This is a genomic window from Azospirillum sp. B2RO_4 (assembly GCF_051124815.1).
Classification (GTDB): domain Bacteria; phylum Pseudomonadota; class Alphaproteobacteria; order Azospirillales; family Azospirillaceae; genus Azospirillum.
The window spans coordinates 2,000,425-2,024,216 of sequence record NZ_CP118485.1; the positions used below are offsets into that span (position 1 = coordinate 2,000,425).

27 protein-coding genes and 3 tRNA genes are annotated in these 23,792 nt (G+C 66.2%); 9 read left to right on the forward strand and 21 right to left on the reverse strand.

Annotation, left to right across the window (positions count from 1 at the left end; translation table 11 throughout):
• Nucleotides 1-7: 7 nt before the first annotated feature.
• The 13 genes from nuoK to PWS46_RS09500 all read right to left on the reverse strand — a co-directional run bounded on the left by nuoK (nucleotide 8) and on the right by PWS46_RS09500 (nucleotide 10,283).
• Complete coding sequence (gene nuoK / locus PWS46_RS09440; RefSeq protein WP_014248409.1) at nucleotides 8-316, reverse strand: NADH-quinone oxidoreductase subunit NuoK; 309 nt, start codon at nucleotides 314-316, stop codon at nucleotides 8-10.
• A gap of 2 nt (nucleotides 317-318) precedes the next feature.
• Nucleotides 319-933 (reverse strand): NADH-quinone oxidoreductase subunit J, encoded by a 615-nt coding sequence (locus PWS46_RS09445; RefSeq protein ID WP_434614194.1) that lies wholly within the window; start codon nucleotides 931-933, stop codon nucleotides 319-321.
• 18 nt (nucleotides 934-951) lie between these two features.
• On the reverse strand, nucleotides 952-1,440 hold the full coding sequence (gene nuoI, locus PWS46_RS09450) for an NADH-quinone oxidoreductase subunit NuoI (protein ID WP_014248411.1): 489 nt from the start codon (nucleotides 1,438-1,440) through the stop codon (nucleotides 952-954).
• Between the two features lie 107 nt (nucleotides 1,441-1,547).
• Nucleotides 1,548-2,558 carry an NADH-quinone oxidoreductase subunit NuoH gene (nuoH, locus tag PWS46_RS09455; RefSeq protein ID WP_434614197.1) on the reverse strand — a complete coding sequence of 337 codons (1,011 nt, stop codon included), beginning with the start codon at nucleotides 2,556-2,558 and terminating at the stop codon, nucleotides 1,548-1,550.
• Nucleotides 2,551-4,614 carry an NADH-quinone oxidoreductase subunit NuoG gene (nuoG, locus tag PWS46_RS09460; RefSeq protein ID WP_434614200.1) on the reverse strand — a complete coding sequence of 688 codons (2,064 nt, stop codon included), beginning with the start codon at nucleotides 4,612-4,614 and terminating at the stop codon, nucleotides 2,551-2,553. Before nuoG ends, nuoH begins: the two co-directional genes overlap by 8 nt.
• Nucleotides 4,615-4,629: 15 nt before the next feature.
• The gene (gene nuoF / locus PWS46_RS09465) at nucleotides 4,630-5,919 is read right to left on the reverse strand and encodes an NADH-quinone oxidoreductase subunit NuoF (protein WP_295829138.1); all 1,290 of its coding nucleotides are present in this window, start codon (nucleotides 5,917-5,919) and stop codon (nucleotides 4,630-4,632) included.
• 16 nt (nucleotides 5,920-5,935) lie between these two features.
• Complete coding sequence (nuoE, locus tag PWS46_RS09470; RefSeq protein ID WP_434614204.1) at nucleotides 5,936-6,583, reverse strand: NADH-quinone oxidoreductase subunit NuoE; 648 nt, start codon at nucleotides 6,581-6,583, stop codon at nucleotides 5,936-5,938.
• Complete coding sequence (locus tag PWS46_RS09475; protein WP_244560922.1) at nucleotides 6,580-7,728, reverse strand: NADH-quinone oxidoreductase subunit D; 1,149 nt, start codon at nucleotides 7,726-7,728, stop codon at nucleotides 6,580-6,582. Before PWS46_RS09475 ends, nuoE begins: the two co-directional genes overlap by 4 nt.
• Before the next feature lie 107 nt (nucleotides 7,729-7,835).
• Nucleotides 7,836-8,465, reverse strand: coding sequence for an NADH-quinone oxidoreductase subunit C (locus PWS46_RS09480; protein ID WP_434614207.1), 630 nt, complete (start codon nucleotides 8,463-8,465; stop codon nucleotides 7,836-7,838).
• A gap of 96 nt (nucleotides 8,466-8,561) precedes the next feature.
• On the reverse strand, nucleotides 8,562-9,107 hold the full coding sequence (locus PWS46_RS09485) for a NuoB/complex I 20 kDa subunit family protein (RefSeq protein ID WP_174470176.1): 546 nt from the start codon (nucleotides 9,105-9,107) through the stop codon (nucleotides 8,562-8,564).
• On the reverse strand, nucleotides 9,098-9,466 hold the full coding sequence (locus PWS46_RS09490; protein ID WP_045580751.1) for an NADH-quinone oxidoreductase subunit A: 369 nt from the start codon (nucleotides 9,464-9,466) through the stop codon (nucleotides 9,098-9,100). Before PWS46_RS09490 ends, PWS46_RS09485 begins: the two co-directional genes overlap by 10 nt.
• A 314-nt stretch (nucleotides 9,467-9,780) precedes the next feature.
• Nucleotides 9,781-9,857 (reverse strand) — tRNA-Asp (locus PWS46_RS09495).
• Nucleotides 9,858-10,055: 198 nt separating this feature from the next.
• Nucleotides 10,056-10,283, reverse strand: coding sequence for a hypothetical protein (locus PWS46_RS09500; RefSeq protein ID WP_085089951.1), 228 nt, complete (start codon nucleotides 10,281-10,283; stop codon nucleotides 10,056-10,058).
• Nucleotides 10,284-10,447: 164 nt separating this feature from the next.
• Here PWS46_RS09500 and PWS46_RS09505 point away from each other — a divergent pair, with 164 nt between their 5' ends.
• Nucleotides 10,448-10,735 carry a hypothetical protein gene (locus tag PWS46_RS09505; RefSeq protein WP_434614212.1) on the forward strand — a complete coding sequence of 96 codons (288 nt, stop codon included), beginning with the start codon at nucleotides 10,448-10,450 and terminating at the stop codon, nucleotides 10,733-10,735.
• A 136-nt stretch (nucleotides 10,736-10,871) separates the two neighbouring features.
• Complete coding sequence (locus PWS46_RS09510) at nucleotides 10,872-11,279, forward strand: hypothetical protein (protein WP_434614215.1); 408 nt, start codon at nucleotides 10,872-10,874, stop codon at nucleotides 11,277-11,279.
• 4 nt (nucleotides 11,280-11,283) lie between these two features.
• Here the strand turns inward: PWS46_RS09510 and PWS46_RS09515 are convergent, their stop codons facing one another.
• Entirely contained in the window at nucleotides 11,284-11,745 is a 462-nt protein-coding gene (locus tag PWS46_RS09515) for a hypothetical protein (protein WP_434614218.1), read from the reverse strand.
• Between the two features lie 167 nt (nucleotides 11,746-11,912).
• On the opposite strand from PWS46_RS09515, the gene PWS46_RS09520 reads away from it, so the two are divergent.
• Nucleotides 11,913-12,566, forward strand: coding sequence for a DsbA family oxidoreductase (locus PWS46_RS09520; RefSeq protein WP_434614221.1), 654 nt, complete (start codon nucleotides 11,913-11,915; stop codon nucleotides 12,564-12,566).
• Nucleotides 12,567-12,624: 58 nt separating this feature from the next.
• On the opposite strand, the gene PWS46_RS09525 is transcribed toward PWS46_RS09520, so the two are convergent.
• Together PWS46_RS09525 and PWS46_RS09530 are read right to left on the reverse strand one after the other, a co-directional pair.
• Nucleotides 12,625-14,562 (reverse strand): propionyl-CoA synthetase, encoded by a 1,938-nt coding sequence (locus tag PWS46_RS09525; RefSeq protein ID WP_434614224.1) that lies wholly within the window; start codon nucleotides 14,560-14,562, stop codon nucleotides 12,625-12,627.
• Nucleotides 14,563-14,760: 198 nt separating this feature from the next.
• Complete coding sequence (locus PWS46_RS09530) at nucleotides 14,761-15,231, reverse strand: DUF3574 domain-containing protein (protein WP_434614227.1); 471 nt, start codon at nucleotides 15,229-15,231, stop codon at nucleotides 14,761-14,763.
• Nucleotides 15,232-15,323: 92 nt separating this feature from the next.
• On the opposite strand from PWS46_RS09530, the gene PWS46_RS09535 reads away from it, so the two are divergent.
• Nucleotides 15,324-15,689, forward strand: coding sequence for a hypothetical protein (locus tag PWS46_RS09535; RefSeq protein ID WP_434614230.1), 366 nt, complete (start codon nucleotides 15,324-15,326; stop codon nucleotides 15,687-15,689).
• Between the two features lie 9 nt (nucleotides 15,690-15,698).
• Here PWS46_RS09535 and PWS46_RS09540 read toward each other — a convergent pair whose 3' ends face one another.
• Nucleotides 15,699-16,136 (reverse strand): Rrf2 family transcriptional regulator, encoded by a 438-nt coding sequence (locus tag PWS46_RS09540; RefSeq protein ID WP_434614233.1) that lies wholly within the window; start codon nucleotides 16,134-16,136, stop codon nucleotides 15,699-15,701.
• Between the two features lie 159 nt (nucleotides 16,137-16,295).
• Between PWS46_RS09540 and PWS46_RS09545 the strand changes: the two genes are divergently transcribed.
• Entirely contained in the window at nucleotides 16,296-17,228 is a 933-nt protein-coding gene (locus PWS46_RS09545) for an NAD(P)/FAD-dependent oxidoreductase (RefSeq protein WP_434614236.1), read from the forward strand.
• On the opposite strand, the gene PWS46_RS09550 is transcribed toward PWS46_RS09545, so the two are convergent.
• On the reverse strand, nucleotides 17,225-17,881 hold the full coding sequence (locus PWS46_RS09550; protein ID WP_434614239.1) for a LysE/ArgO family amino acid transporter: 657 nt from the start codon (nucleotides 17,879-17,881) through the stop codon (nucleotides 17,225-17,227). The two genes, PWS46_RS09545 and PWS46_RS09550, sit on opposite strands and share 4 nt — an antisense overlap.
• 67 nt (nucleotides 17,882-17,948) lie before the next feature.
• Here PWS46_RS09550 and PWS46_RS09555 point away from each other — a divergent pair, with 67 nt between their 5' ends.
• The 3 genes from PWS46_RS09555 to PWS46_RS09565 all read left to right on the forward strand — a co-directional run bounded on the left by PWS46_RS09555 (nucleotide 17,949) and on the right by PWS46_RS09565 (nucleotide 21,289).
• Nucleotides 17,949-18,878 carry a LysR family transcriptional regulator ArgP gene (locus PWS46_RS09555; protein ID WP_434614242.1) on the forward strand — a complete coding sequence of 310 codons (930 nt, stop codon included), beginning with the start codon at nucleotides 17,949-17,951 and terminating at the stop codon, nucleotides 18,876-18,878.
• Nucleotides 18,879-18,949: 71 nt separating this feature from the next.
• Complete coding sequence (locus tag PWS46_RS09560; RefSeq protein WP_434614245.1) at nucleotides 18,950-20,764, forward strand: M3 family oligoendopeptidase; 1,815 nt, start codon at nucleotides 18,950-18,952, stop codon at nucleotides 20,762-20,764.
• A gap of 105 nt (nucleotides 20,765-20,869) precedes the next feature.
• Nucleotides 20,870-21,289 (forward strand): bacteriohemerythrin, encoded by a 420-nt coding sequence (locus PWS46_RS09565; RefSeq protein WP_434614248.1) that lies wholly within the window; start codon nucleotides 20,870-20,872, stop codon nucleotides 21,287-21,289.
• 140 nt (nucleotides 21,290-21,429) lie between these two features.
• Here PWS46_RS09565 and PWS46_RS09570 read toward each other — a convergent pair.
• A tRNA-Lys gene (locus PWS46_RS09570) sits at nucleotides 21,430-21,505 on the reverse strand.
• Nucleotides 21,506-21,528: 23 nt separating this feature from the next.
• Nucleotides 21,529-21,604 (reverse strand) — tRNA-Lys (locus PWS46_RS09575).
• Between the two features lie 240 nt (nucleotides 21,605-21,844).
• Between PWS46_RS09575 and PWS46_RS09580 the strand changes: the two genes are divergently transcribed.
• Nucleotides 21,845-23,374 carry a class I SAM-dependent methyltransferase gene (locus PWS46_RS09580; RefSeq protein WP_434614251.1) on the forward strand — a complete coding sequence of 510 codons (1,530 nt, stop codon included), beginning with the start codon at nucleotides 21,845-21,847 and terminating at the stop codon, nucleotides 23,372-23,374.
• 15 nt (nucleotides 23,375-23,389) lie between these two features.
• On the opposite strand, the gene hisE is transcribed toward PWS46_RS09580, so the two are convergent.
• Entirely contained in the window at nucleotides 23,390-23,716 is a 327-nt protein-coding gene (gene hisE, locus PWS46_RS09585) for a phosphoribosyl-ATP diphosphatase (RefSeq protein WP_085089963.1), read from the reverse strand.
• Between the last annotated feature and the right edge of the window lie 76 nt (nucleotides 23,717-23,792).

Consider the following 23,792-nt stretch of genomic DNA (forward strand, 5'->3'; position numbering starts at 1 on the left):
CGCCGCCTCAGCCCTTCATCATGTTGATGTCTTCGACTCGGATCGAGCCGCGGTTGCGGAAGTAGACCACCAGGATGGCGAGGCCGATGGCCGCCTCGGCGGCGGCGACGGTCAGGATGATCATGGCGAAGATCTGGCCGACCAGATCGTGCAGGAAGGTCGAGAAGGCGACGAGGTTCAGGTTCACCGCCAGCAGCATCATCTCGATCGACATCAGGATGATGATGACGTTCTTCCGGTTCAGGAAGATGCCCAGCACACCCAGCGTGAAGATGATGGCCGAGACCGTCAGATAATGTCCGAGACCGATCTCCATGATCACACGCCCTCCCCGGTCGAGACCTTGCGGATGGCGACCACGTCTTCCCGGCGACGGGCGATCTGGGCGCCGACATTCTGTTTGCGTACGCCGGGACGGTGCCGCAGCGTCAGCACGATCGCGCCGATCATGGCGATCAGCAGGACGATGCCCGACGCCTGGAACAGGTAGACGTACTGCGTGTACATCAGCCGGCCCAGCGCATGGGTGTTCGTCACCTGATCGAGCGCCGGGGTCGGCGCGCCGGCGATGGCGGCGACGTTCGGAGCCACGATCCAGCCACCGAGCACGGCGGCCAGTTCGGCCAGCAGGATCAGCCCGACCAGCGCGCCCAGCGGCAGCGCTTCCATCGCACCCTTGCGCAACTCGCGGAAGTTGATGTCGAGCATCATGACCACGAACAGGAACAGCACGGCGACGGCGCCGACATAGACGATGACGAGGATCATCGCGATGAACTCGGCGCCCATCAGGACGCAGAGACCGGCCGCCTGGAAAAAGGCGAGGATCAGGAAAAGGACCGAATGAACGGGGTTCCGCGCCGAGATGACCATCACACCGGAGGCCACCAGCAGCGCGGCGAACACGTAGAAGGCGATGCCTTGGAGTATCATCGTTTTTCTCGCTTCCGCTTACCGGTAGGGAGCCTCGGCCGCGAGGTTCTGGGCGATTTCCGCCTCCCAGCGGTCGCCGTTCGCCAGCAGCTTCTGCTTGTTGTAGAAAAGCTCTTCACGGGATTCGGTGGAGAACTCGAAGTTCGGCCCCATGACCACCGCATCGACCGGGCAGGCTTCCTGGCACAGGCCGCAGTAGATGCACTTGGTCATGTCGATGTCGTAGCGCGTGGTGCGGCGGCTGCCGTCGTCACGCGGTTCGGCCTCGATGGTGATGGCGAGAGCCGGGCACACCGCTTCGCACAGCTTGCACGCGATGCAGCGCTCCTCGCCGTTCGCATAGCGGCGGAGCACATGCTCGCCGCGGAAGCGGGAGCTGATCGGGCCCTTCTCATAGGGGTAGTTGATCGTGACCTTGGGCTTGAACATGTAGCGCAAGGTCAGCGCCATGCCGCCCAGCAGCTCGGTCAGGAACAGGCTGCGCGCCGCGCGGTCGAGGAACGCCATGGCCTCTTCGTCTCCTTCCTCGCCGGTGGCCGCCCATTGGTCGGGCGGCTCGCCGGCACTCAAATCGACATGTCGTGGTGGGTTCGGTTGCCGGCTTTCGCCGTCGCTTACTTCGGCAGCCAGCCGAAGGTCACCAGGACGCCGGCGGTCAGCACGACCCAGAACAGCGACAGGGGCAGGAAGACCTTCCAACCCAGCCGCATCAGCTGGTCGTAGCGGTAGCGCGGCACGGTGGCGCGAACCCAGACATAGGTGAACAGGCAGAACGCGATCTTCAGCGCGAACCACACGATGCCCGGCACCCAGGTGAAGGGCGCGAAGGGCAGCGGGGGCAGCCAGCCGCCGAGGAACAGGATGCTCGTCATCGCGCTCATCAGGATCATGTTGGCGTATTCGCCAAGGAAGAAGAGCGCGAAGGGAGCCGAGCTGTATTCGACCATGAAGCCGGCGACCAGTTCCGACTCGCCTTCCGGCAGGTCGAAGGGGGCGCGGTTGGTTTCCGCGAGCGCCGAGATGAAGAACATCACGAACATCGGCAGCAGCGGAATGCAGAACCAGACCGTCTCCTGAGCCCGCACGATGTCGGTCAGGTTCAGCGAACCGACGCACAGCAGCACGGTGATGATGATGAGGCCCATCGAGACCTCGTAGGACACCATCTGCGCCGCGGAGCGGAGCGCACCGAGGAAGGCGTAGCGCGAGTTCGAGGCCCAGCCGGCCATCACGATGCCGTACACGCCCAGCGAGGAGATCGCGAACAGGTACAGCACGCCGACGTTGATGTTGGACAGAACCACCCCGTAGTCGAACGGGATGACCGCCCAGGCGATCAGCGCCAGGAAGAAGGTCAGCATCGGCGCGACGTAGAACACGATGCGGTTGGCGCCTTCCGGCAGGATCTGCTCCTTGGCGAACAGCTTCAGGCCGTCGGCGAAGGGCTGCATCAGGCCGAAGGGACCGACGATCGCCGGGCCCTGGCGCAGCTGCATCGCGCCCATGATCTTGCGCTCGGCATAGGTCATGAAGGCGACGGCCACCAGCAGCGGCACGGTGATCGCCAGGATCTCCAGAACCATAATGATCAGCGGCAGGAGGAAGCCGCTCCAGAACTCAGCCATGGGTGCCAGTCCTCTCCTGAGCAGGGCCCACCAGCGCTTCCGTGCAGTTGGCCATCGTCACCGAGGCCCGGCTGATCGGGTCGGTCATGTAGAAGTTGGTGATCGGCGTCACGAAGGGGGCGGCGTCGACCGGACCCTGCGCGCCGAAGGGCGCCCAGCTGGCCGGGGTCATCTCGCCCACCGCACCGAAGATCGGGTTCGCCGCCATCAGCCGCTGGCGCAGCTGGCCGTGGGTGTCGAAGGGCAGCGTGGCGCCCAGGACTTCCGACAGGGCGCGGACGATCTTCCAGTCCTCGCGCGCTTCGCCGGGCGGGAAGACCGCGAGGCGGGCGAGCTGCGGACGGCCCTCGGTGTTGACGTAGACCGCGTTCTTCTCGGTATAGGCGGCACCCGGCAGGATGACGTCGGCGCGGTGGGCGCCGGCATCGCCATGGTGGCCCTGATAGACGACGAAGGCGTTGCCGAGCTTCGCCATGTCGATCTCGTCGGCGCCCAGCAGGTAGACGAAGTCGATCTCGCCCTTCGACGCGCCGTCGAGGATGCCGTGGATGTCGCGGCCGCCCTCGCCCGGCAGGAAGCCGGCTTCGATGCCGCCGACACGCGCCGCGGCGGTGTGCAGGACGTTGAAGCCGTTCCAGTCGTCGCGGAACATGCCGTAGACCTCGCCGACCAGACGGGCGGCGGCCTGGACCGCGAGACCGTCGGCGCGCTGGAAGGCGCCCATGCCGACGATGATCATCGGGTTCTTGGCGGCGCGCAGCGTCTCGGAGAACGGGTGGCTGCCGTCGACCAGCTGCTGCAGCGTGTCCGGACCGGAGCCGATCACGCTGTAGGGATAGGTCAGGTCGCGCTGCTCGCCGATGGAGGCGATGGTGACGCCGCCGGCCAGATAGCGCTTACGGATGCGGGCGTTGACCAGCGTGCCTTCCCAGCGCGGGTTGGTGCCGACCAGCAGGATCACGTCGGCCTTCTCGATGCCGGCGATGCCCGAGTTGAACAGGTAGCCGGCGCGCACCGAGGTGTCGAACCGTGCACCGTCCTGACGGCAGTCCAGGTTGGTCGAACCCAGACGAGACAGCAGCTCCTTGAGCGCGAACTGCGCCTCGACATCGACCAGATCGCCCGCGATGGCGGCGATGCGGTTGCCGGACAGCCCCTTCAGGCGAGCCGCGACGGCGGTGAAGGCCTCCGCCCAGCTGGCCGGGACCAGCTTGCCGTTCTGGCGGATATAGGGGCGGTCAAGGCGCTGGCGCTTCAGACCATCGTAAGAGTAGCGGCTCTTGTCGTTCAGCCACTCCTCGTTGATATCGTCGTTGACGCGCGGCAGGACGCGCATCACCTCGGGCCCACGGGCGTCGACGCGGATGTTGGAGCCGACGGCGTCGAGGACGTCGATGGTCTCGGTCTTGCGCAGCTCCCACGGACGCGCTGTGAAGGCGTAGGGCTTGTGGGTCAGCGCGCCGACCGGGCAGACGTCGGCGAGGTTGCCCGAGAGTTCCGAACCGATCGCCTTCTCGACGAAGGTGGTGATCTCCATATGCTCGCCGCGATAGACGGCGCCGACATCGGGAACACCGGCCACTTCGTTGATGAAGCGGATGCAGCGGGTGCAATGGATGCAACGGGTCATGATGGTCTTGATGACCGGACCCATATACTTGTCCTTGACCGCCCGCTTGTTCTCGCCGTAGCGGCCGCGGTCGAAGCCATAGGCCATGGCCTGGTCCTGCAGATCGCACTCGCCGCCCTGATCGCAGATCGGGCAATCCAGCGGGTGGTTGATCAGCAGGAACTCCATGACGCCCTTGCGGGCCTTCAGGACGGTCTCGCTGTTGGTGCGGACGACCATTCCGTCGCCGCAGGGCATGGCGCAGGACGCGACCGGCTTGGGCGCGCGCTCCATCTCCACGAGGCACATGCGGCAGTTGGCCGGCACGCTGAGGCGCTCGTGGTAGCAGAAGCGCGGAATCTCGATCCCCAGCTGCTCGCAAGCCTGGAGGATCGAGGTGCCCGGCTCGACCTCGATCTCGATCCCGTCGATGGTCAGTTTCGGCATGGGAACGGGAACTCCTTACTCGGCCGCCAGCGGGGCGCTGTTGCGGTAGGCCTGGATGCGCCGCTCCACTTCCGGGCGGAAGTGGCGGAACAGGCCCTGGATCGGCCAGGCGGCAGCGTCGCCGAGCGCGCAGATGGTGTGGCCTTCGACCTGCTTGGTGACCTGCAGCAGCATGTCGATCTCTTCCATGCGCGCGTTGCCGGTGACCATGCGCTGCATGACGCGGTTCATCCAGCCGGTGCCTTCGCGGCACGGCGTGCACTGGCCGCAGGACTCATGCGCATAGAACTGCGACAGGCGGGCGATGGCCTTCACGATGTCGGTGGACTTGTCCATCACGATCACCGCGGCGGTGCCGAGGCCCGACTGCACTTCGCGCAAGCTGTCGAAGTCCATCAGGACGGTGTCGCAGATCGACTTCGGCAGGACCGGGACCGACGAGCCGCCGGGGATGATGCCCAGCAGGTTGTCCCAGCCGCCGCGCACGCCGCCGGCATGCTTCTCGATCAGCTCCTTCAGCGGGATGCCCATCTCCTCTTCCACGTTGCACGGCTTGTTGACGTGCCCGGAGATGCAGAAGAGCTTGGTGCCCGAGTTCTTCGGACGGCCGAGGCCGGCGAACCAGGAAGCGCCGCGACGCAGGATGGTGGGAACAACCGCGATGGACTCGACGTTGTTCACCGTGGTCGGGCAGGAATAGAGACCGGCCTGGGCGGGGAACGGCGGCTTGTTGCGCGGCTGCCCCTTCTTGCCCTCGATCGACTCGATGAGCGCGGTTTCCTCGCCACAGATATACGCGCCCGCACCCCGGTGGATGTAGACATCGTAGCTGTAGCCGGTGCCGCAGGCGTTTTTGCCGATCAGCCCCGCCGCATACGCCTCGTCGATGGCGCGCTGGACGTTGGAGCCCTCGTTGTAGAACTCGCCGCGGATGTAGATGTAGCAGGCGCTGGCGCCGATGGCGAAACCGGCGATCAGGCAGCCTTCGATCAGCTTGTGCGGATCGTGGCGCAGGATGTCGCGGTCTTTGCAGGTGCCGGGCTCGCCCTCGTCGGCGTTGATGACGAGGTAGACCGGCTTGTCGGTCACGTTCTTCGGCATGAAGGACCACTTCATGCCGGTCGAGAAGCCGGCGCCGCCGCGGCCGCGCAGCCCCGATTCCTTCACCTGCTCGATGATCCAGTCCCGGCCGTTTGCCAGGAAGGACGCCGTGTTGTCCCAGTCACCGCGCTTGCGGGCCGCCTCGAGACCGAAGTCCTGGTAGCCGTAGAGGTTGGTGAAGATGCGGTCCTCATCGCGAAGCATCGCTGTCCCCTCCCCCTCAATCTTCCGCTTGCGCGGTGGTGGCGTCCGCTTGCGCGGTGGTAAAGGCCTTCAGCGTCGTCGGGCCGCCGACCGGCTCCGAGGACTGACGGCCGATCTGCGAACCGGGCTTGGGCGTCTCGCCGCGCGCCAACGCGTCGAGGATGCGCTCCATATGCTCCGGGGCCACGTCTTCGTAGTAATCATCACCGATCTGCACAACCGGCGCGTTGACGCAGGCGCCCGAGCATTCGACCTCGCCCAGCGTGAACTGGCCGTCGGCCGTGGTCTCGCCCACCTCGATGCCGAGCTTCTTCTTGCAGGTGTGGACGATTTCGTCCGACCCGCGCAGCCAGCAGGGCGTGGTGGTGCAGACCTGGACGTGGTGCCGGCCGACCGGGTTCTTGTTGTACATCGTGTAGAAGGTCGCGACCTCGTACACGCGGATGCGCGGCATGCCCAGCAGGTCGGCCACGGCGTCCATGGCGACGCGCGGCAGCCAGCCGCCGTGCTGGCGCTGGGCCACGTCCAGCAGCGGCATGCAGGCGCTGGCCTGCTTGCCCTCCGGGTACTTGGCGATGATGCGCTTCGCCAGTTCCAGGTTTTCCTGGGTGAAGGTGAAGCTGGTCGGCTCGGCGTGGCCGTGATCGGAAGCGGGCGCGCTCATCGATCGATTTCTCCGAAAACGATGTCCATCGAGGCGATGTTGGCGACGGCGTCGGCCAGCATGTGACCCTTCGACATGAAGTCCAGGCCCTGAAGATGGGCGAAGCCCGGCGCGCGAATCTTGCAGCGGTAGGGCTTGTTGGTGCCGTCGGACACCAGATACACGCCGAACTCGCCCTTGGGCGCCTCGATGGCGGTGTAGGTCTCGCCGGCGGGAACGTGGAAGCCTTCGGTGAAGAGCTTGAAGTGGTGGATCAGCGCTTCCATCGAGCGCTTCATCTCGCCGCGCGGCGGCGGGGACACCTTGCGGTCCTCGATCTTGTAGGGACCGGCCGGCATCTCCTTGCAGCATTGGCGGATGATGCGCAGCGACTGCTTCATCTCCTCCATGCGGACCAGATAGCGCGCCCAGCAGTCGCCGGTCAGGCCGACCGGGACGTCGAATTCCATGCGGTCATAGACTTCGTAGGGCTGCGACTTGCGCAGGTCCCAGGCGACGCCGGAGCCGCGCAGCATCGGACCGGTGAAGGCCCAGTCGAGCGCCTGCTCCTTGGTGACGATGCCGATGTCGACCGTGCGCTGCTTGAAGATGCGGTTCTCGGTCAGCAGGCTTTCGAGGTCGTCCATGAACTTCGGAAAACGCTCGGTGAAGGCCCAGATGTCGTCCAGCAGGCCGTCCGGGATGTCCCAGGCGACGCCGCCCGGCCGGAAATAGTTGGCGTGCAGGCGGGCACCCGACACGCGCTCGTAGAACTCCATGAGGATTTCGCGTTCCTCGAAGCCCCACAGCGCCGGGGTGATCGCGCCGACGTCCAGCGCACCGGTCGTGATCGACAGGATGTGGTTCAGGATGCGCGTGATTTCCGAGAACAGCACGCGGATGTACTGGGCGCGTAGCGGCGCCTTGATCTGCAGCAGGTTCTCGATGCCGAGCACATAGGCGTGCTCCATGCACATCGGGCTGACATAGTCCAGGCGGTCGAAATACGGCACGGCCTGGATGTAGGTCTTGTATTCGATCAGCTTTTCGGTGCCGCGGTGCAGCAGGCCGATGTGCGGATCGCAGCGCTCCACCACCTCGCCGTTCAGCTCCATCACCAGACGGAGCACGCCGTGGGCAGCCGGGTGCTGCGGCCCGAAATTCATCGTGTAGGGCTTGATCTGCGTCTTGGTCTCGGGACCGGAGGCGCTGATGGCCGCGCCCGGACCAGTCGAGACGACGCCGGTCGCCGATTCGGTCGAAACGGTCATGCTCACGGCTTCTTGCTCCCGTCCTGGAGGGCCGCCTTCTCATCGCCGGGCAGCATGACGTTGGTCATGCCTTCCCACGGGCTGAGGAAGTCGAAGGCGCGGAAATCCTGGGTCAGACGGACCGGCTCGTAGATCACGCGCTTCTGGTCTTCGTCGTAGCGGGCTTCGACGTAGCCGGTCAGCGGGAAGTCCTTGCGGAAGGGGTGCCCCTCGAACCCGTAGTCGGTGAGGATGCGGCGCAGGTCCGGATGGTTCTCGAAGAAGATGCCGAACAGGTCCCACACCTCGCGCTCGAACCAGTTCGCGGCGCTGAAGACGGCAACGGCCGACGGGACGGGCGTGTCCTCGTCGGTTGCCAGCTTCACGCGCATGCGCCGGTTGTGGGTGTAGCTGAGCAGCTGGTAGACGACCTCGAACCGCTCCGCGCGATCCGGGTAATCGACCGCGGTGATGTCGGTCAGCTGCTCGAACCGGGTGGCCGGATCGTCGCGCAGCGCGGTCAGCACCGCCAGGATGGCCGGCCGTTTGACCGTCACCATCAATTCGCCGAGCTTCACCTCGACCTTCAGGACGTCGTCGCCGATCTTGGCGGCGATGACGTCCCCGAGTTCCTTCAACGCCTGTTCGGACATGGGTGGGACCCTGCCTTCCTACTTGTCTTCAGCGCGCTTCTCTTCCGGCCGCGGGTCCGGAGCCTTGTCGGCCCCGGCCGGTCCGGTCCGCTGGGATCAGCGGGCGATGCGGTTGCCGCGCTTGATCTTCTTCTGGAGCTGGAGGATGCCGTAAATCAGCGCCTCCGCCGTCGGCGGGCAGCCGGGCACATAGATGTCCACCGGCACGATCCGGTCGCAACCACGCACCACCGCGTAGGAATAGTGGTAGTAGCCGCCGCCGTTGGCACAGGAGCCCATCGAGATGACCCAGCGCGGCTCCGGCATCTGGTCGTAGACCTTGCGGAGGGCCGGGGCCATCTTGTTGGTCAGGGTGCCGGCGACGATCATGCAGTCGGACTGGCGCGGGCTGGGACGCGGAATCACGCCGAAACGGTCCAGGTCATACCGGCTCATATAGGCGTGGATCATCTCCACCGCGCAGCAGGCCAGACCGAAGGTCATCGGCCACAGCGAGCCGGTCCGGGCCCAGGCCAGCAGATCCTCGTACTTCGCCAGCACGAAGCCCTTGTCCTGGATCTCGTCCGAGACCGCGCGGATGTAGGCGTCCTGTTCCGGTCCGGGCGGAATCGGCGCCAGCGGCTTGGCGACCTCTACTCCCATTCCAGAGCTCCTTTCTTCCACTCATAAATGAAGCCGATGGTCAGGATGCCCAGGAACAGCATCATCGACCAGAAGCCGAACAGCCCGATGTCGCCCAGGGCGACCGCCCACGGGAACAGGAAGGCGACTTCCAGGTCGAAGATGATGAACAGGATCGAGACCAGGTAGAACCGCACGTCGAACTTGGTGCGCGCGTCCTCGAACGGCTCGAAGCCGCATTCGTAGGGGGAGACCTTCTCGGCGTCCGGGTTCTTCGGGCTGATGACGTAGGATGCCCCAACCATCACCGCGGCCAGCGCGATGCCGATCAGCAGAAACACCAGGATCGGAAGATACTCAATGATCAGCGGAGTCGACACCGCGTTCCTCCCATAAGCCCACGACCACGGGCGCCGTTCCGGCCGGGAAATCGGCGGAAGCGCAAAGCCGTGGCAGCCATGCCTTGGATTAGCCCATCAGACGGGCCGGAATATATGCCGAGACCGTGGGCAAGGAAAGCGCTTTGAATCGCTTTTCACCACGCGGAAGGACAAGCCGGTCTCCGCGAGAGAGCTTGGTAATACCACGTTTTTAAAACGGGGAAAAGGGAAGACAATACGCATGCGAAAAAGGACCCGCGGTTTGCGAGTCCTTTGGACATACTGGCGCGTTACGCGCAATTTGAAAAAGAAAGTGGCGCGAGTGACGGGACTTGAACCCGCGGCCTCCGGCGTGACAGGCCGGCGCTCTAACCAACTGAGCTACACCCGCGCAGAGCGACTTGTTTAAAAACACCGCGCCGTCACAGAGCCAAAGGCTTGAACCGCTTAGTGTTTTCAACTGGAACCGTTGAAGGCCCCCGTCGTTCGGTGGGCGGTTTGTAGTCGCCCCGGCCGCCGCCTGTCAATCACCAAATTGCAAAAAATTTTCCGGAGGCGGAGCCGGCGGCACCGGGATGCCCCCACCCGCTCATGGCAGGCGGTGGGCGTCGCGACGCAGGGCCTCCAGCCGGTCGAAGGCCTGCAGCATGCCGGCTGACAGTTCGCGGTGATCGACCGCATCCGGTCCGCCGAAACGGGTCAGCGTCTCTTCCAGCGCGCGGGCCAGATGTTCGGCGACGTCGAGATGCTTCTGTTCCAGCGCCAGCTCCAGCGCGGCAAGGATGCGGTCGCCGAGCCGGCGTTCATTCAAGGTCATGCGTTTCCCCACCCGTATCCGGCAGCGGTCGGCCTGGCGCCGTCCCGCTTGCGTTTCGCGCCGAGAATAGCAGCTTCGTCAGTCCTGCGCGCGGGATTCGCATCACTGCGACATTTCGGAGGCAGCCCTTCCGGAACCACCCTACCCCGTGCGATAGTCCGGCCATGACCTTCCGCGACTCGCTCCTCGTCCGTCTCATCGCCGTTCTTCCGGCCGTCGCCGTCTTCGCGGCTGCGGGCCCCGCCATGGCGGCTGCCAATGTCTCGGCGGCCCAGGCCGAAGCGAAGGAGATCGCCAAGTCGATGGGCAACTGCACACCGGCCAAGGTCGAGGTGCTGCGCTACACCGTCGGGCGGGAAGGATCGACGACGTTCAAAGTCGGCTGTACCGAGGAAAAGGACGCCTTCGTCGTGGTACAATGCCGGGCGCGCATCTGCACCCTGCTTCGTTGAGGCCCACCCCATCGGCGAATTCATCGCTCGTTAACCGGGGTCGCGCGCAATGTGCAGGATGGGTCACCCCTGCGTCGCAGGAGGGCCCGGCAAGAGGATTTGCAGGATGGTGGGCGCAGGGATGGATGCGGCGCGATTGAGGTCCAGGCGGACCCGGCTTGTCCTGCTGCTGGCGATTTCGGCGTGGGCGCTGACCGGCTGCACCTCGCCAATCGGGCTGGCGGCGGCGGGGGCCGATGTCGTGACGCTGAACGCGACCAAGAAGACGATCGGCGACTACATCGTGTCGGCGGCCACCGGGCGCGATTGCTCCATCCTCAGCTTCGAGAAGGACGGCGATTATTGCCCCGACAAGGTGGAGGTCGACCGGTCGCGGCTCTATTGCTACCGCACGCTGGCCGACGTCGAATGCCACCACATTCCGGACCCCTACCGCAACGGCAACACCGCGCTGGCCAGTCCGCCGCCGGACGTCCGGACCCTGCCGCGCAAGCGCGGTTGGTTCGACGACGCCACGCCCTATACGGCCAACAACGGGTCGTAAGGCGTTAGCGCACCTTCTTGGCGACGAAGGCCTTGGCGATCGCCATCATCGCCTTCTCATGATTCGGCCCGCCGGCCGGTGCGTTGTGAACGGTGGCGCCCTTCGCCGCCGGCGCGGATTTGCCGGCAGGCGTTGCACGCTGCGGAGCCGGCTGCTCGTCCGGCTCCCGGCCCAGCTGGTTCAGCAGGTTCTCGAGCGCATCGCGGCTGAGGCCGGATGCCGACGGACGCCCGCCCCCCGCCCCACCGGCGGCGGCCGGGCGCGCGGCCGGCCTGCTGCTGGCCGGACGGCCGGCGCGCTCGATGGCGGCGGCGGCGATGGCCTTCAGAAAGGGCTGGGCAATGCCGCGCAACAGGTCGGGATCCTCGACAGCCCAGGCCATCAGGATCTTCTGCGCATTCATCCGGCTGCCCTTGGCCGCCAGGATCGCTTCGCGCACCTTGCCGTCGACATAGGAATTGCTCATCGGGAATCGCCCACCGGGATGTGTCCGCCGGCGTTGCAAATATCGGCGGGACTGTTCAGGACTGTTGGGCCAACTCGGTTAACAAACGGTTGCAGGGTCCTTCCGGCCCGCGGGATGGGACGGAAGAAGCGGTTGCTCCATTTGGAGGAGGCGCGGATAGTGGCGGCATGCTGATCGAAACCTTCGCCGACCTGATCTGCCCCTGGTGCTATATCGGCAAGCGCCGGCTCGACCGTGCGCTGATGCAGCGGCCGAACCTGCGCCCGGAAATCCGCTGGCAGCCGTTCCAGTTGAACCCGGACATGCCGCGCGGCGGGATGTCGCGCGACGACTATCTCGCCGCCAAGTTCGGCGGGGCGGAGCGGGCGCGGCAGATTCACCGGGTGGTGGAGGATACGGCGGCGCGCGACGGATTGCCGCTGGCGCTCGACCGCATCCAGCGCACGCCCAACAGCTTCGACGCACACCGTCTGGTCCGCATCGCCGGCCGTCAGGGACTGGGCAATGCCATGGCCGACGCGCTGTTCGCCGCCTATTTCGTCGAGGGCGTGGACATCGGCGATCCGGACGCGCTGGCCAGCGTCGCCGCCGGGCTGGGGATGGACTTCGTCGAGACACGGCGCCAACTGTCCACCGATGCCGAATCGGCGTCGGTCCTTGCCGCCGATACGCTTGCCCGCCAGATGGGTCTGCAGGCCGTGCCCTGCTATATCTTCAACCGCCGCTACGCGCTCTCCGGCGCGCAGGAGCCCGCGAGTTTCCTGCCCCTGCTCGACCTCGGCAGCGAGGAGCCGGAAAACCTGTCGGTCGTCTCATGCTGATCCCGGCCCCGACATGAAGAAGGGCGGCCCGAAGGCCGCCCCGCTTTCATGAAGCCTGTCAGGCAGGCGTGCTGCTGGTCTTGGCATAGCCCAGCGTCTTCAGCGCGTCGGCGATCTCCGGCAGGATGCCCGGATCGTCGATGGTCGCCGGCATCTTGTAGTCCTGGCTGTCGGCGATCTTCTGCATGGTGCCGCGCAGTATCTTGCCGGAGCGGGTCTTCGGCAGACGGTCGACCACCAGGGCGCGCTTGAAGTCGGCGACCGGGCCGATCTGCTCGCGCACCAGCTGGACGACCTCCTTGACGATCTCCTCGTGCGGACGGGTCACGCCGGCCTTCAGGCAGACGAAGCCCAGCGGCACCTGCCCCTTGAGATCGTCGGCCACGCCGATCACCGCGCATTCGGCGACGTCCTTGTGGCTCGACAGCACCTCTTCCATCGCGCCGGTGGACAGGCGGTGGCCGGCGACATTGATGATGTCGTCGGTGCGGGCCATGACATAGACATAGCCGTCATCGTCGATGAAGCCGGCATCACCGGTCTGGTAGTAGCCGGGATAATCGGCGAGGTAGGACTTCTTGAAGCGCTCGTCGGCGTTCCACAGCGTCGGCAGCGTGCCCGGAGGCAGCGGCAGCTTGACGCAGATGGCGCCGATGTCGCCGCGCGGAACCTCCTTCAGCTCGGCGTTCAGCACCCGCACGTCCCAGCCGGGCATCGGCCGGGTGGCGGAGCCGTACTTGATCGGGAACAGGTGGACGCCCAGCGGGTTGCCGGAGATCGCCCAGCCGGTCTCGGTCTGCCACCAGTGGTCGATCACCGGAACGTTCAGATTGTCCTCGGCCCAATGCAGCGTGTCGGGGTCCGACCGCTCGCCGGCCAGGAACAGGGCGCGGAAGTGCGACAGGTCGTATTTCTTCAGGTAATTGGCGTCCGGGTCCTCGCGCTTGATGGCGCGGAAGGCGGTGGGGGCGGTGAACAGCGTGCCGACCTTGTGCTGCTCGATCACGCGCCAGAAGGTGCCCGGATCGGGGGTGCCGACCGGCTTGCCTTCGAAAACCACAGTGGTGCAGCCGGTCAACAGCGGCGCATAGACGATGTAGGAGTGGCCGACGACCCAACCCACGTCCGACGCCGCCCAATACACCTCGCCCGGCTTGACGTTGTAGATGTTGGTCATGGTCCAGCGCAGCGCCACCGCATGGCCGCCATTGTCGCGCACCACGCCCTTGGGCTGGCCGGTCGTGCCGGAGGTGTAGAGGATGTAGAGCGGGTCGGTCGCCTTCACGGCCACGCATTCCGCCGGTTCGGCCTTCGCCACCGCCTCGGCCCAGTCGACGTCGCGGCCTTCGATCAGCGAAGCGGTTTCCTGCGGGCGCTGCCAGACGATGACGCTGGCCGGCTTGTGGGCCGACTGCTCGATGGCGGCGTCCAGCATCGGCTTGTACTTGACGATGCGGTTCGGCTCGATGCCGCAGGAGGCCGAGACGATGGCCTTCGGCTTGGCGTCGTCGATGCGGGTCGCCAGTTCGTGCGGGGCGAAACCGCCGAACACCACCGAATGAACCGCGCCCAGACGGGCGCAGGCCAGCATGGCGACCAGCGACTGCGGGATCATCGGCATGTAGAGGAGGACGCGGTCGCCCTTCTCCACGCCCTGGGCGCGCAGCGCGCCGGCGAAGCGGGCGACCTGGTCCTGCAACTCGGCATAGGTGATGGTCTGAACGGTCTGGGTGACCGGGCTGTCATAGATGATCGCAGCCTGATCGCCGCGCCCGCCTTCCACATGGCGGTCCACCGCGTTGTAGCAGGTGTTCAGCTCCCCGCCGGTGAACCAGCGGTAGAAGGGCGCGTTGCTGTCGTCCAGCACCTTGTCCCATGGCTTGTACCAGGAGATGTCCTTCGCCGCCTCCCCCCAGAACCCGGCCGGGTCCGACAGGGAGCGGGCATGCATCTGGTCGAAAGACCCGGCAGTGGTGGTGCTGGCGATCGCGCTCATGGCAGGGCGTCCCTCGTTCTATTTTGGTACTATTCGGTGCGCATTTCCTCTCGGCCGCGAAACGATCAGTTCCGCCGCCTCCACAATCTGCGACAAAAGCATAAGTGCAGGCAAATGTCAGAAGGTCGGGGGTGCGACGGGCTGTCGCATTCCCCATTCGTGAAACGATGTTCCGGGAATTGGAACAGCCCCGCTGTTTCAGAAGGAAACACAGACCGGCCGGATGGCCAGACCGACCGACTGCTGGTGGAAGCGGTCCTTGTACAAATCGACGATTTCGTGGATCAGCCGCAGCGTCGCAGGATCGCCGTCGGCCAGCAGCGTGAGGATTTTGCTGGGTTCCCGCACCAGATGGCCGGTCTGGATGTCACGCCAGTGGCCGGAGGCTTCGACGACGGTCAGCCCGTTGGGAAAGCGCGGCGTCACCTCCCGGTCGAGAAAGTCGGTCCATTCGCGGTCGCTCACGCCAAGCTCGTTGCCGATGTTGCGTCCAAAGAACAATTGCGCCTCGATCATCGCCCCGGCCGCATAGGCCTCGCACGCCGACGGCGACACCGCCGGCGCGGGTGCCAACTGGGCCGCGGCGGGACCGCTCAGCAGAAGGAATGCAAGGGCGGCGGACGACAAGCCGGGAACATGGTGCAGGACGGGGCGGCTTAAGAGACGCATGGGCGATTCTCCGTTCGGGCGGGAGATGGAGCGTCGGCAGTGCGATCAGCGACGCTCTGGTCAGGACGCCCCTGGACCGTTATGCATGGAACATGGCCGTCGATCCACCCATCACCGGGATTCGCCCGATCCTGACCGTCGTTCACGGCAACGGCGAGCGCCTGATCGTGGCCCGTCTCACCAACCTGGGCGGCGGCAGCCAGTCCAACCGCTTCGTCCTGCGCCGCGCCGATTTCCGCGCGCCGTGGGAGCAGCCGGACAAGGGCTATTTCGGCTATGCCGAGGTCGCCCGCGCCCTGGACGCCAATGGCTGGCGTGGTTGCAGCATCGAGGCGATGGCGACCACCGACCTGGAGGAACGCCGCGCCCGCCAGCTCGCGCGCAAGAAACTGCACCTGCAATGCGTGGAAGCAGCGATTCGGCGGGCGCAGGAGGGAAAGACGCCGAAGGTGGGCTAGGGTCAGCGCTCAGCACTTGCCCAGCGCCTTCATGCGCCGGTCGAAATCGGCTGCGAGATCGGCAAGCGTTACTTCGCCCAGATGGCGGACCAGCACCGCCTCCGCCTCACGCAATGCCCCGTCGAGAGCGGCATTGACGGCCTGCTCCACCAAACAACTCGGTTCGTCCGCGGTCGGACCGATGGCGAAGACCCCCGGTTCCCCCAATGCGCGGTGAATATCCAGCAGAGTGATCCCGTCGAGCGGCCGTGCCAGCCGCCAGCCGCCTCCATGGCCCTTTTCCGACCGCACATGGCCGGCTTCGCGCAGCCCCGCCATAGTCCGGCGGATGACCACCGGATTCGTGTTCAGCATTTCGGCAATCGCCTCCGACGTCAGCGCCCCGTCGTGCCGGTCCATATGGATCAGCACATGCAGCATGCGGGAAAGGCGGCTGTCCTGTCTCATCGGTGATCGATTCCTTCGGATGTCGCGCAGGGCGGCCGGCCAACTCAGGCCACTTCATAAGTTACATGTCACATTGACCAAGCCCTTTCATGTAACTTATCATGTGTCGTGATTTGGCCGCGGATGGCGCGGCCGTTTCATCCGAGGAAAGGGATCCGCATGAACGGAAACGACACGACGACCTATGACGCCATCATCGTCGGCGGCAGCTATGCCGGCATGGCCGCCGCGCTGCAGTTGGCCCGTGCCCGCCGCCGGGTGCTGGTGATGGATGAGGGACTGCGGCGCAACCGCTTCGCCAGCCATTCGCATGGTTTCCTAGGTCAGGATGGCCGTCCGCCGGGAGAAATCGCCGCCGAAGCCCGCGATCAGTTGATGCGCTATCCGACCGTCACCTGGACGACCGGTCGGGCCGAAGAGGCTTCCAAGACAAGCGAGGGATTTCGGATCACCGGCTCGGACGGCATCGGTTATCGAGGGCGCCGGCTGCTGATCTCCGTCGGCGTGGTGGACGAGCTGCCGGCGATCCCCGGTCTGGCGGAACGTTGGGGGCGCTCCGTCTTCCATTGTCCCTATTGCCACGGCTATGAGCTGATGCAGGGCCGTATCGGTGTCGTCGCCGTGTCCGGGCAATCCATGCACCATGCGCTGATGCTTCCGGATTGGGGACCGACGACACTGCTCCTGAACGGGGCGTTCGAACCCGACGCCGACCAGTCGGCCCATTTGGCGCAGCGCGGGGTGACCGTCGAGACCGCACCCATAAGCGGAATCGACGGCGATTCACCGGTGGTCTCGCTCGCCGACGGACGTAGATTGCCTTTTGCCGGACTTTTCGTGCTGCCGCGAAGCCGCGTTGCAAGCCCGCTGGCCGCACAGCTTGGATGCGCGACGGAGGACAGCCCCATCGGCACTCATATCCGCGTCGATGCGATGCAGGAAACCAGCATTCCCGGTGTCTTCGCCTGCGGCGATGCGGCACGGGCCGCTGGATCGGTGGCGCTGGCCGTCGGCGCCGGCACGATCGCAGGAACCGCGCTCCACCGGTCGCTGCTGTTCTGCGAGGACGACACCTTGTTCGCACGCTCCTAACCGATCAGCAGCCCCGCCGCGATACCCCACATCACCAGCGCGATGACGCCGTCCATCACCCGCCACGCGCCGGGCCGGGCAAACAGCGGACGCAGCAGCCGGGCGCCATAGCCGAGCGCGAAGAAGAACAGGAAGGACGCCGTCATCGCCCCCAACGCAAAGGCCCCCCGCGCCTCGGCGAAGCGGGCGGAGACGGAGCCTACCAGCACCACCGTGTCCAGATAGACATGCGGGTTCAGCCAGGTCAGCGCCAGGCAGGTCAGCAGCGCCGGCAGAAGCCCGCCCGGCTCGCGGTCGACCGGGTTCAGCCCGCTGCCGCCGGCCCACGCCGACCGGGCGCTGCGCAGTCCATAAACGACGAGAAAAGCAGCGCCGGCATAGCGCATCAGCGGCTCCAGCCATGGCCAGCGCGCCGCGACCGTGGCGAAGCCGCTCACCCCGGCCAGGATCAGGACGGCGTCCGACAGGGCGCAGGTGGCGCAGATCGCCAGCACATGCTCGTTGCGCAGGCCCTGACGCAGCACGAAGGCATTCTGCGCTCCAATGGCGACGATCAGGCTGAAACCGAGGAACAATCCCGGCAGGAAGGCCGGCAGCAGTGCGGCGGGGGAAAGGTCGGTCATCATGGTGGTTCCGGAGTCGGTGGATGCCATTCCGCTACCACCCGAACGGCCTCTATCGTACTTAATCCTTCTTGCCCTGATTAAGCAGAGCTAATTCATGCTGGACTATCCGCTGCTGACGGCGCTGGCCGCCGTGATCCGCACCGGCAGCTTCGAGCGCGCCGCCCGGCAACTGCACGTCACCCCGTCGGCGGTGTCACAGCGGGTGAAGCTGCTGGAGGAGCGGCTGGGCACCGTCCTGGTCGTGCGAGGCCAGCCCTGCACCGGCACCGCCGCCGGCCAGCGCCTGTGCCAGCATGTGGAGCAGGTGGCGCTGCTGGAAAGCGAACTGCGCGGTACCCTGCCCGGCCTGAGCCCGGCGGACGGTCCGGTCACCTTGCGAATCGCGGTGAATGCCGACAGCCTCGCCACATGGTTCGTCGCGGCGATGGCCGAGCTGCCCGACTGCCTGTTCGATCTGGTGCTGGACGACCAGGACCACAGCGCCGAGTGGCTGCGCAAGGGCGAGGTGCTGGCCGCCGTCACCGCCAGCGCGGCGCCGGTCCCCGGCTGCAACAGCCATCCGCTCGGCGCGCTCCGCTACCGCGCCACCGCCAGCCCGGATTACCTGCGCCGCCATTTCGCCGACGGGGTGACGGCGGACGCCTTGGCGAAGGCACCCTGCCTGACCTTCAATCGCAAGGACAGGCTGCAGGCGCAGTGGCTGTGCATGGTGCTGGGCGACGGCGATCCGGCGCAGGTGCCGACCCCGCCGACCCATTGGCTGCCCTCCACCCATGCCTTTGTCGACGGGGCGCTGGCCGGGCTGGGATGGGGAATGAACCCCAACCCGCTGGTGACCGACCATCTGGCTGCCGGCCGTCTGGTGGAGTTGGTGCCCGGCCGGCCGCTGGACGTGCCGCTCTATTGGCAGCAGAGCCGGATCGCCGGAACCGCGCTGGCCGAGCTGTCGCGCGCGGTCCTGCGCTCTGGACGGCGGGCGCTGCATCCGATCGACGGAAAGGCAGGAAGCCCGCCCGCCCGATGAAGGCTTTGCCCGCGCCGAGTGCGCGCTTATATGGATCCGACAAATCTCTGGCAAATCTCTGGAGCGACCCGATGACCAGCAGCGCCGCCACGGCCGCAAACGACACCTCCGATCTGGGCGCGCTTCCCACCTGGGATCTGAGCGACCTCTACCCAGGCACCGATTCGCCGGAGCTGAAGGCCGACCTCGACCGGATGGAGCGGGAGTGCAAGGCCTTCCGCGAGCGCTACGCCGGCAAGCTGGCGGCGCTGAACGGCGACGATCTGGCTGCGGCGATCCGCAGCTATGAGGACATCGACGAGACGCTGTCGCGCGTCATGTCCTATGCCGGGCTGGTGTACAACGGCAACATGGTCGATCCGGCCATCGCCAAGTTCTACCAGTCGGCGCAGGAGCGGGTGAACGACATCTCCGCCCACCTGATCTTCTTCACGCTGGAGATCAACCGGCTGGACGACAAGGATCTGGCGGCCAAGCAGAAGGCTTCGGCGGCGCTGCGCCATTACGAGCCGTGGCTGCGCGACGTCCGCCTTTACCGCGACCACCAGCTGTCCGACGAGATCGAGCGGCTGCTGCATGAAAAGCACGTGGTCGGCCGCGCCGCCTGGAACCGCCTGTTCGACGAGACCATCGCCAGCCTGCGGTTCCCCATGGGCGGCAAGGAACTGACCTGTGCGGAGGCGCTGAACCGCCTGTCCGACCGCAACCCCGCCGTTCGCCGCGAGGCCGGCGAGGCGGTTGGCAAGGTGCTGGGCGAGAATGCGCGGCTGTTCTCGCTGATCACCAACACGTTGGCCAAGGACAAGGAGATCGAGGACGACTGGCGCAATTATCCGACGCCGACCTCCGCCCGCAACCTTTCAAACCGGGTCGAGGATGAAGTCGTCGACGCGCTGGTCTCCGCCGTCAAAGGTGCCTATCCGGAGCTGTCGCACCGCTATTACGCGATGAAGGCCAAATGGTTCGGCCAGGACCATCTGGATTACTGGGACCGCAACGCCCCCCTGCCGGAGGATGCCGACCGCAGCATCCCCTGGGACGAGGCGCGCGACATCGTGCTGGGCGCCTACGGCCGCTTCTCCCCCGACCTCGCCAGTCTGGGCAAGCGCTTCTTCGACAATCCCTGGATCGACGCCCCGGTCCGTCCCGGCAAGGCGCCGGGCGCCTTCGCCCACCCGACCGTGCCCAGTGTCCACCCCTATCTGCTGGTCAACTACCAGGGCAAGACGCGCGACGTGATGACGCTGGCCCATGAGCTGGGGCACGGCGTCCACCAGATCCTGGCCGGCCGCCAAGGTCATTTCCTGTCCGATACCCCGCTGACGCTGGCGGAAACCGCGTCGGTGTTCGGCGAGATGCTGACCTTCCGCGCCCTGCTGGCGGCGGAGACCGACCCGAAGCGCCGCCGCATCATGCTGGCGGGCAAGGTCGAGGACATGTTGAACACGGTGGTGCGCCAGATCGCCTTCTTCGATTTCGAACGCCGCGTCCACACCGAACGGCGCGAGGGCGAACTGACGCCGGAGCGCATCGGAGAAATCTGGATGGCGGTGCAGGTCGAAAGCCTGGGGCCGGCGCTGCGCTTCGACGAGGGATACCGGCATTACTGGTCCTACATCCCCCACTTCATCCACTCGCCCTTCTACGTCTACGCCTATGCGTTCGGCGATTGCCTGGTGAACTCGCTCTATGCGGTCTATCAGGACGCAGAGAAGGGCTTCGCCGAGAAGTATCTGGCGATGCTGGAGGCCGGCGGCACGCTGCGCCACAAGGAGCTGCTGGCCCCCTTCGGGCTCGACGCCTCCGACCCCGCCTTCTGGCAGAAGGGGCTCGGCGTCATCCGCGGCTTCATCGACGAGCTTGAGGCCGGCGAAGCGCAGGGCTGACGATTCGGGCGTCTTGACCGCCGTCAAGAAACCCTGATGGTCGTGCGGGTATGGTGGCCTTCGGAGCGTCGTCTCCGAAGGCCATCTTTTTTGGAAGCGAACATTATGCTTGCGACCACCACGTCCGCCGCCCCATCTGCCGCCCCATCTGCCGATGTCCCCCTCCTTGGCTACGAGGTCATGGACCGCGACCATGTCGATTCCGTCGCCCTGCTTCAGGCGGCCTGCAACGCACCGGTCGGCCAGCTCCAGGCTCCCTTCGCCGCCTTCGCCAAGCATCTGCGCGAGCATTTCGCCCGCGAGAACGCGTTGATGACCCAGCACGGCTTCTTCGCCCTGCATTGCCACAAGGACGAGCACGCCCGCGTCCTGAACGTGGTCGCAACAATGGAAGCCGAACTGGAAGAGGGAAAGGAGGCCCGCGCCCGCCTGTATGTGACCGAGCATTTCCCCGACTGGTTCCACACCCATCTGGCGACGATGGACCGGGTGACCGCGGATTTCCTGGCGCAGGCGGAGAGGTGAAGGTTCGGCGGCAGTCCCCTCTCCCACCGAAGGTGGGGGAGGGTTAGGGAGGGGGCATCATACGAGACGCCACCACCACTCCCGACAAACCCCGGAAATGGAAAGGGGCCGGAACCTGCTCGGTTCCAGCCCCTTATGGATGGTGGGCGCACAAGGACTCGAACCTTGGACCCGCTGATTAAGAGTCAGCTGCTCTACCAACTGAGCTATGCGCCCATCCGTAGGAAATGTTCAAGAGATGGTGGGCGCACAAGGACTCGAACCTTGGACCCGCTGATTAAGAGTCAGCTGCTCTACCAACTGAGCTATGCGCCCATCTCTTGATGCGGTGAACCTCGCTGAAATCGTTGCTGAAATCAGCCGACTGTTCATCGCGCCGGCCAAGCCGTTGTCCCGGCCGGTGTGGCGCGGTTTATAGCGAAGGGCTTTTGGCCTGTCGATAGCAAAAACGCACGCCATGTGAATTTTTTGGCACGCGCTTTTCGGTGGCCGGACTCCTGCCCCGGCGGCTACACCGGCGCTGGCGAAACGGGACATCAAAACGGGAGATCGGGGATGGGCGGCTGGACCGAAGGCTATGTCGGCGGCATCGACTATATCCGCGCCGTCTATCGCGACTGGTCGCCGGCCCTGCTCTGCTTCGCGCTGACGCTGCGCGGCCGGCGCCCGCCCGAGGCGTTGCGCCGCGGCGGCTTTACCATGGCGGAGCCCGGCTGCGGCCATGGGCTGACCAGCGCGCTGCTGGCCGGGGCCCATCCGGCGGCGCGGTTCGAGGCGATGGACTTCAACCCCTCCCACATCGCCGGCACCCGCCGTCTGGCAGCCGACGCCGGGCTGACCAACGCCGAATTCCTGGAGGAAAGCTTCGCCGAGTACGCCCGCCGCGACGGTCCCATGCTGGACGCGGTGGCCCTGCACGGCGTCTGGTCCTGGGTGAGCGCGGAGAACCGCGCGATCCTGCTCGACACGCTGCGCCGCCGGCTGGCGCCCGGCGCTGTCGTCTTCGTCAGCTACAACGCCCTGCCCGGAACCCTCGCCCACATGCCGCTGCGCCGTCTCCTGGTGGAGCGCTGCGCCGAGGGAGACGGCCCCCTGCCCGACCGCATCGCCCGCGCGGTGGAGTTCGCCGCGCGGATGGCGGCACAGGGCGGCGGCTGGTTCGCCAACACCGACGGCGTGGTGGAGCGGATCGAGCAGCTTCGCCACAAGTCGCCGAACTACATCGCCCACGAATATCTCAACGGTGACTGGACCGCCTTCTACCATGCCGATGTGGCGCGCGAACTGGCCGGCGCGAAGCTGGAATTCGCCGGCGCCGCCGTGCCGATGGAGCAGTTGGACGACCTCACCCTCTCCCCCGCGCAGCAGGCGCTGGCGTCCGAGGCGGGCGACCCCGCCCAGGCGGAAACCCTGCGCGACGTGATGACCAACCGCAGCTTCCGCCGCGACCTGTTCGTGAAGGGCGGCGAACGGCTGGGTCCGGCCGAGCGGCGCGCACTGCTGGGGGAGACCCGGTTCACGCTGCTGGTCACCGCCGACGATCTGCCGGAGGTCGCATCCACGCCCGTCGGCCGCCTGCCCTTCCCGCGGGCGCTCTACCACCCGCTGGCAGAGGCCCTGTCCGAAGCGCCACAGAGCCTCGACGCGCTGCTGGTCCGGCCGGCGCTGGCAGCGCAAGGGGAAGAAGCGGTGCTGCGCGCGCTGGTGCTGCTGACCAGCCTGTCGCTGGCGGCTCCGATCATGCCGGATGACGGGTTTGCCGAGCGGAAGACCTCAAGCGACCGCTTCAACGCCGCGGTGCTGGCGCGCCACCGCTTCGGCGACATGCCGGGGCAGCTCGCCTCACCCCTTTTGGGGGCCGGTGTGCCGGTGTCGCGGATCGAGGCGCTGTTCCTGCTGGCTGCGCAGCAGGGTGAGGAGCCGGCTGCCTTCGCCTGGCGTCACCTGTCGGCCGATGGCATCGTGCTGGGCCGGGACGGTGAGCGTTGCGAGGGAGACGATGCCAACCGGGCGGAACTGGCGCGCCGTCATGCGGCCTTCGTACAGCGGCGATTGCCGTTGCTGCAGAGACTCGGGGTGGCTTGAGCTGAAGTGCCGGCGTCAGCGCTCCGCCGCCGTCTTCGGCAATTTTTCGGCGATGCCGTAAAGCGCCTCGCGCCGGCGGATTTCGGCGAAGACGTCGTCGGGGTGGATGTTCAGCGTCGCCCACAGGACCGACAGGTTGTACAGCAGGTCGGCGCTTTCGTTGATGACGCCCTGGCGATCCTCGTTCATGGCGTCCAGCGCCACCTCGACCGCCTCCTCGCCCACCTTCTTGGCGATCTTCTTCGGGCCGGCGGCGATCAGCCGCGCGGTCTTGGAGTGCGCCGGATCCATCTGCTGGCGGTCGAGGATGGCGGCATAGAGGCGGATCAGGTCGTCGGTCATCAGGTCGGATTTGTCTCGTGTGCGGGCGACGGAAGCATCGTTTCGATAACGTGATCGCTCCGCGACGGAATTACCA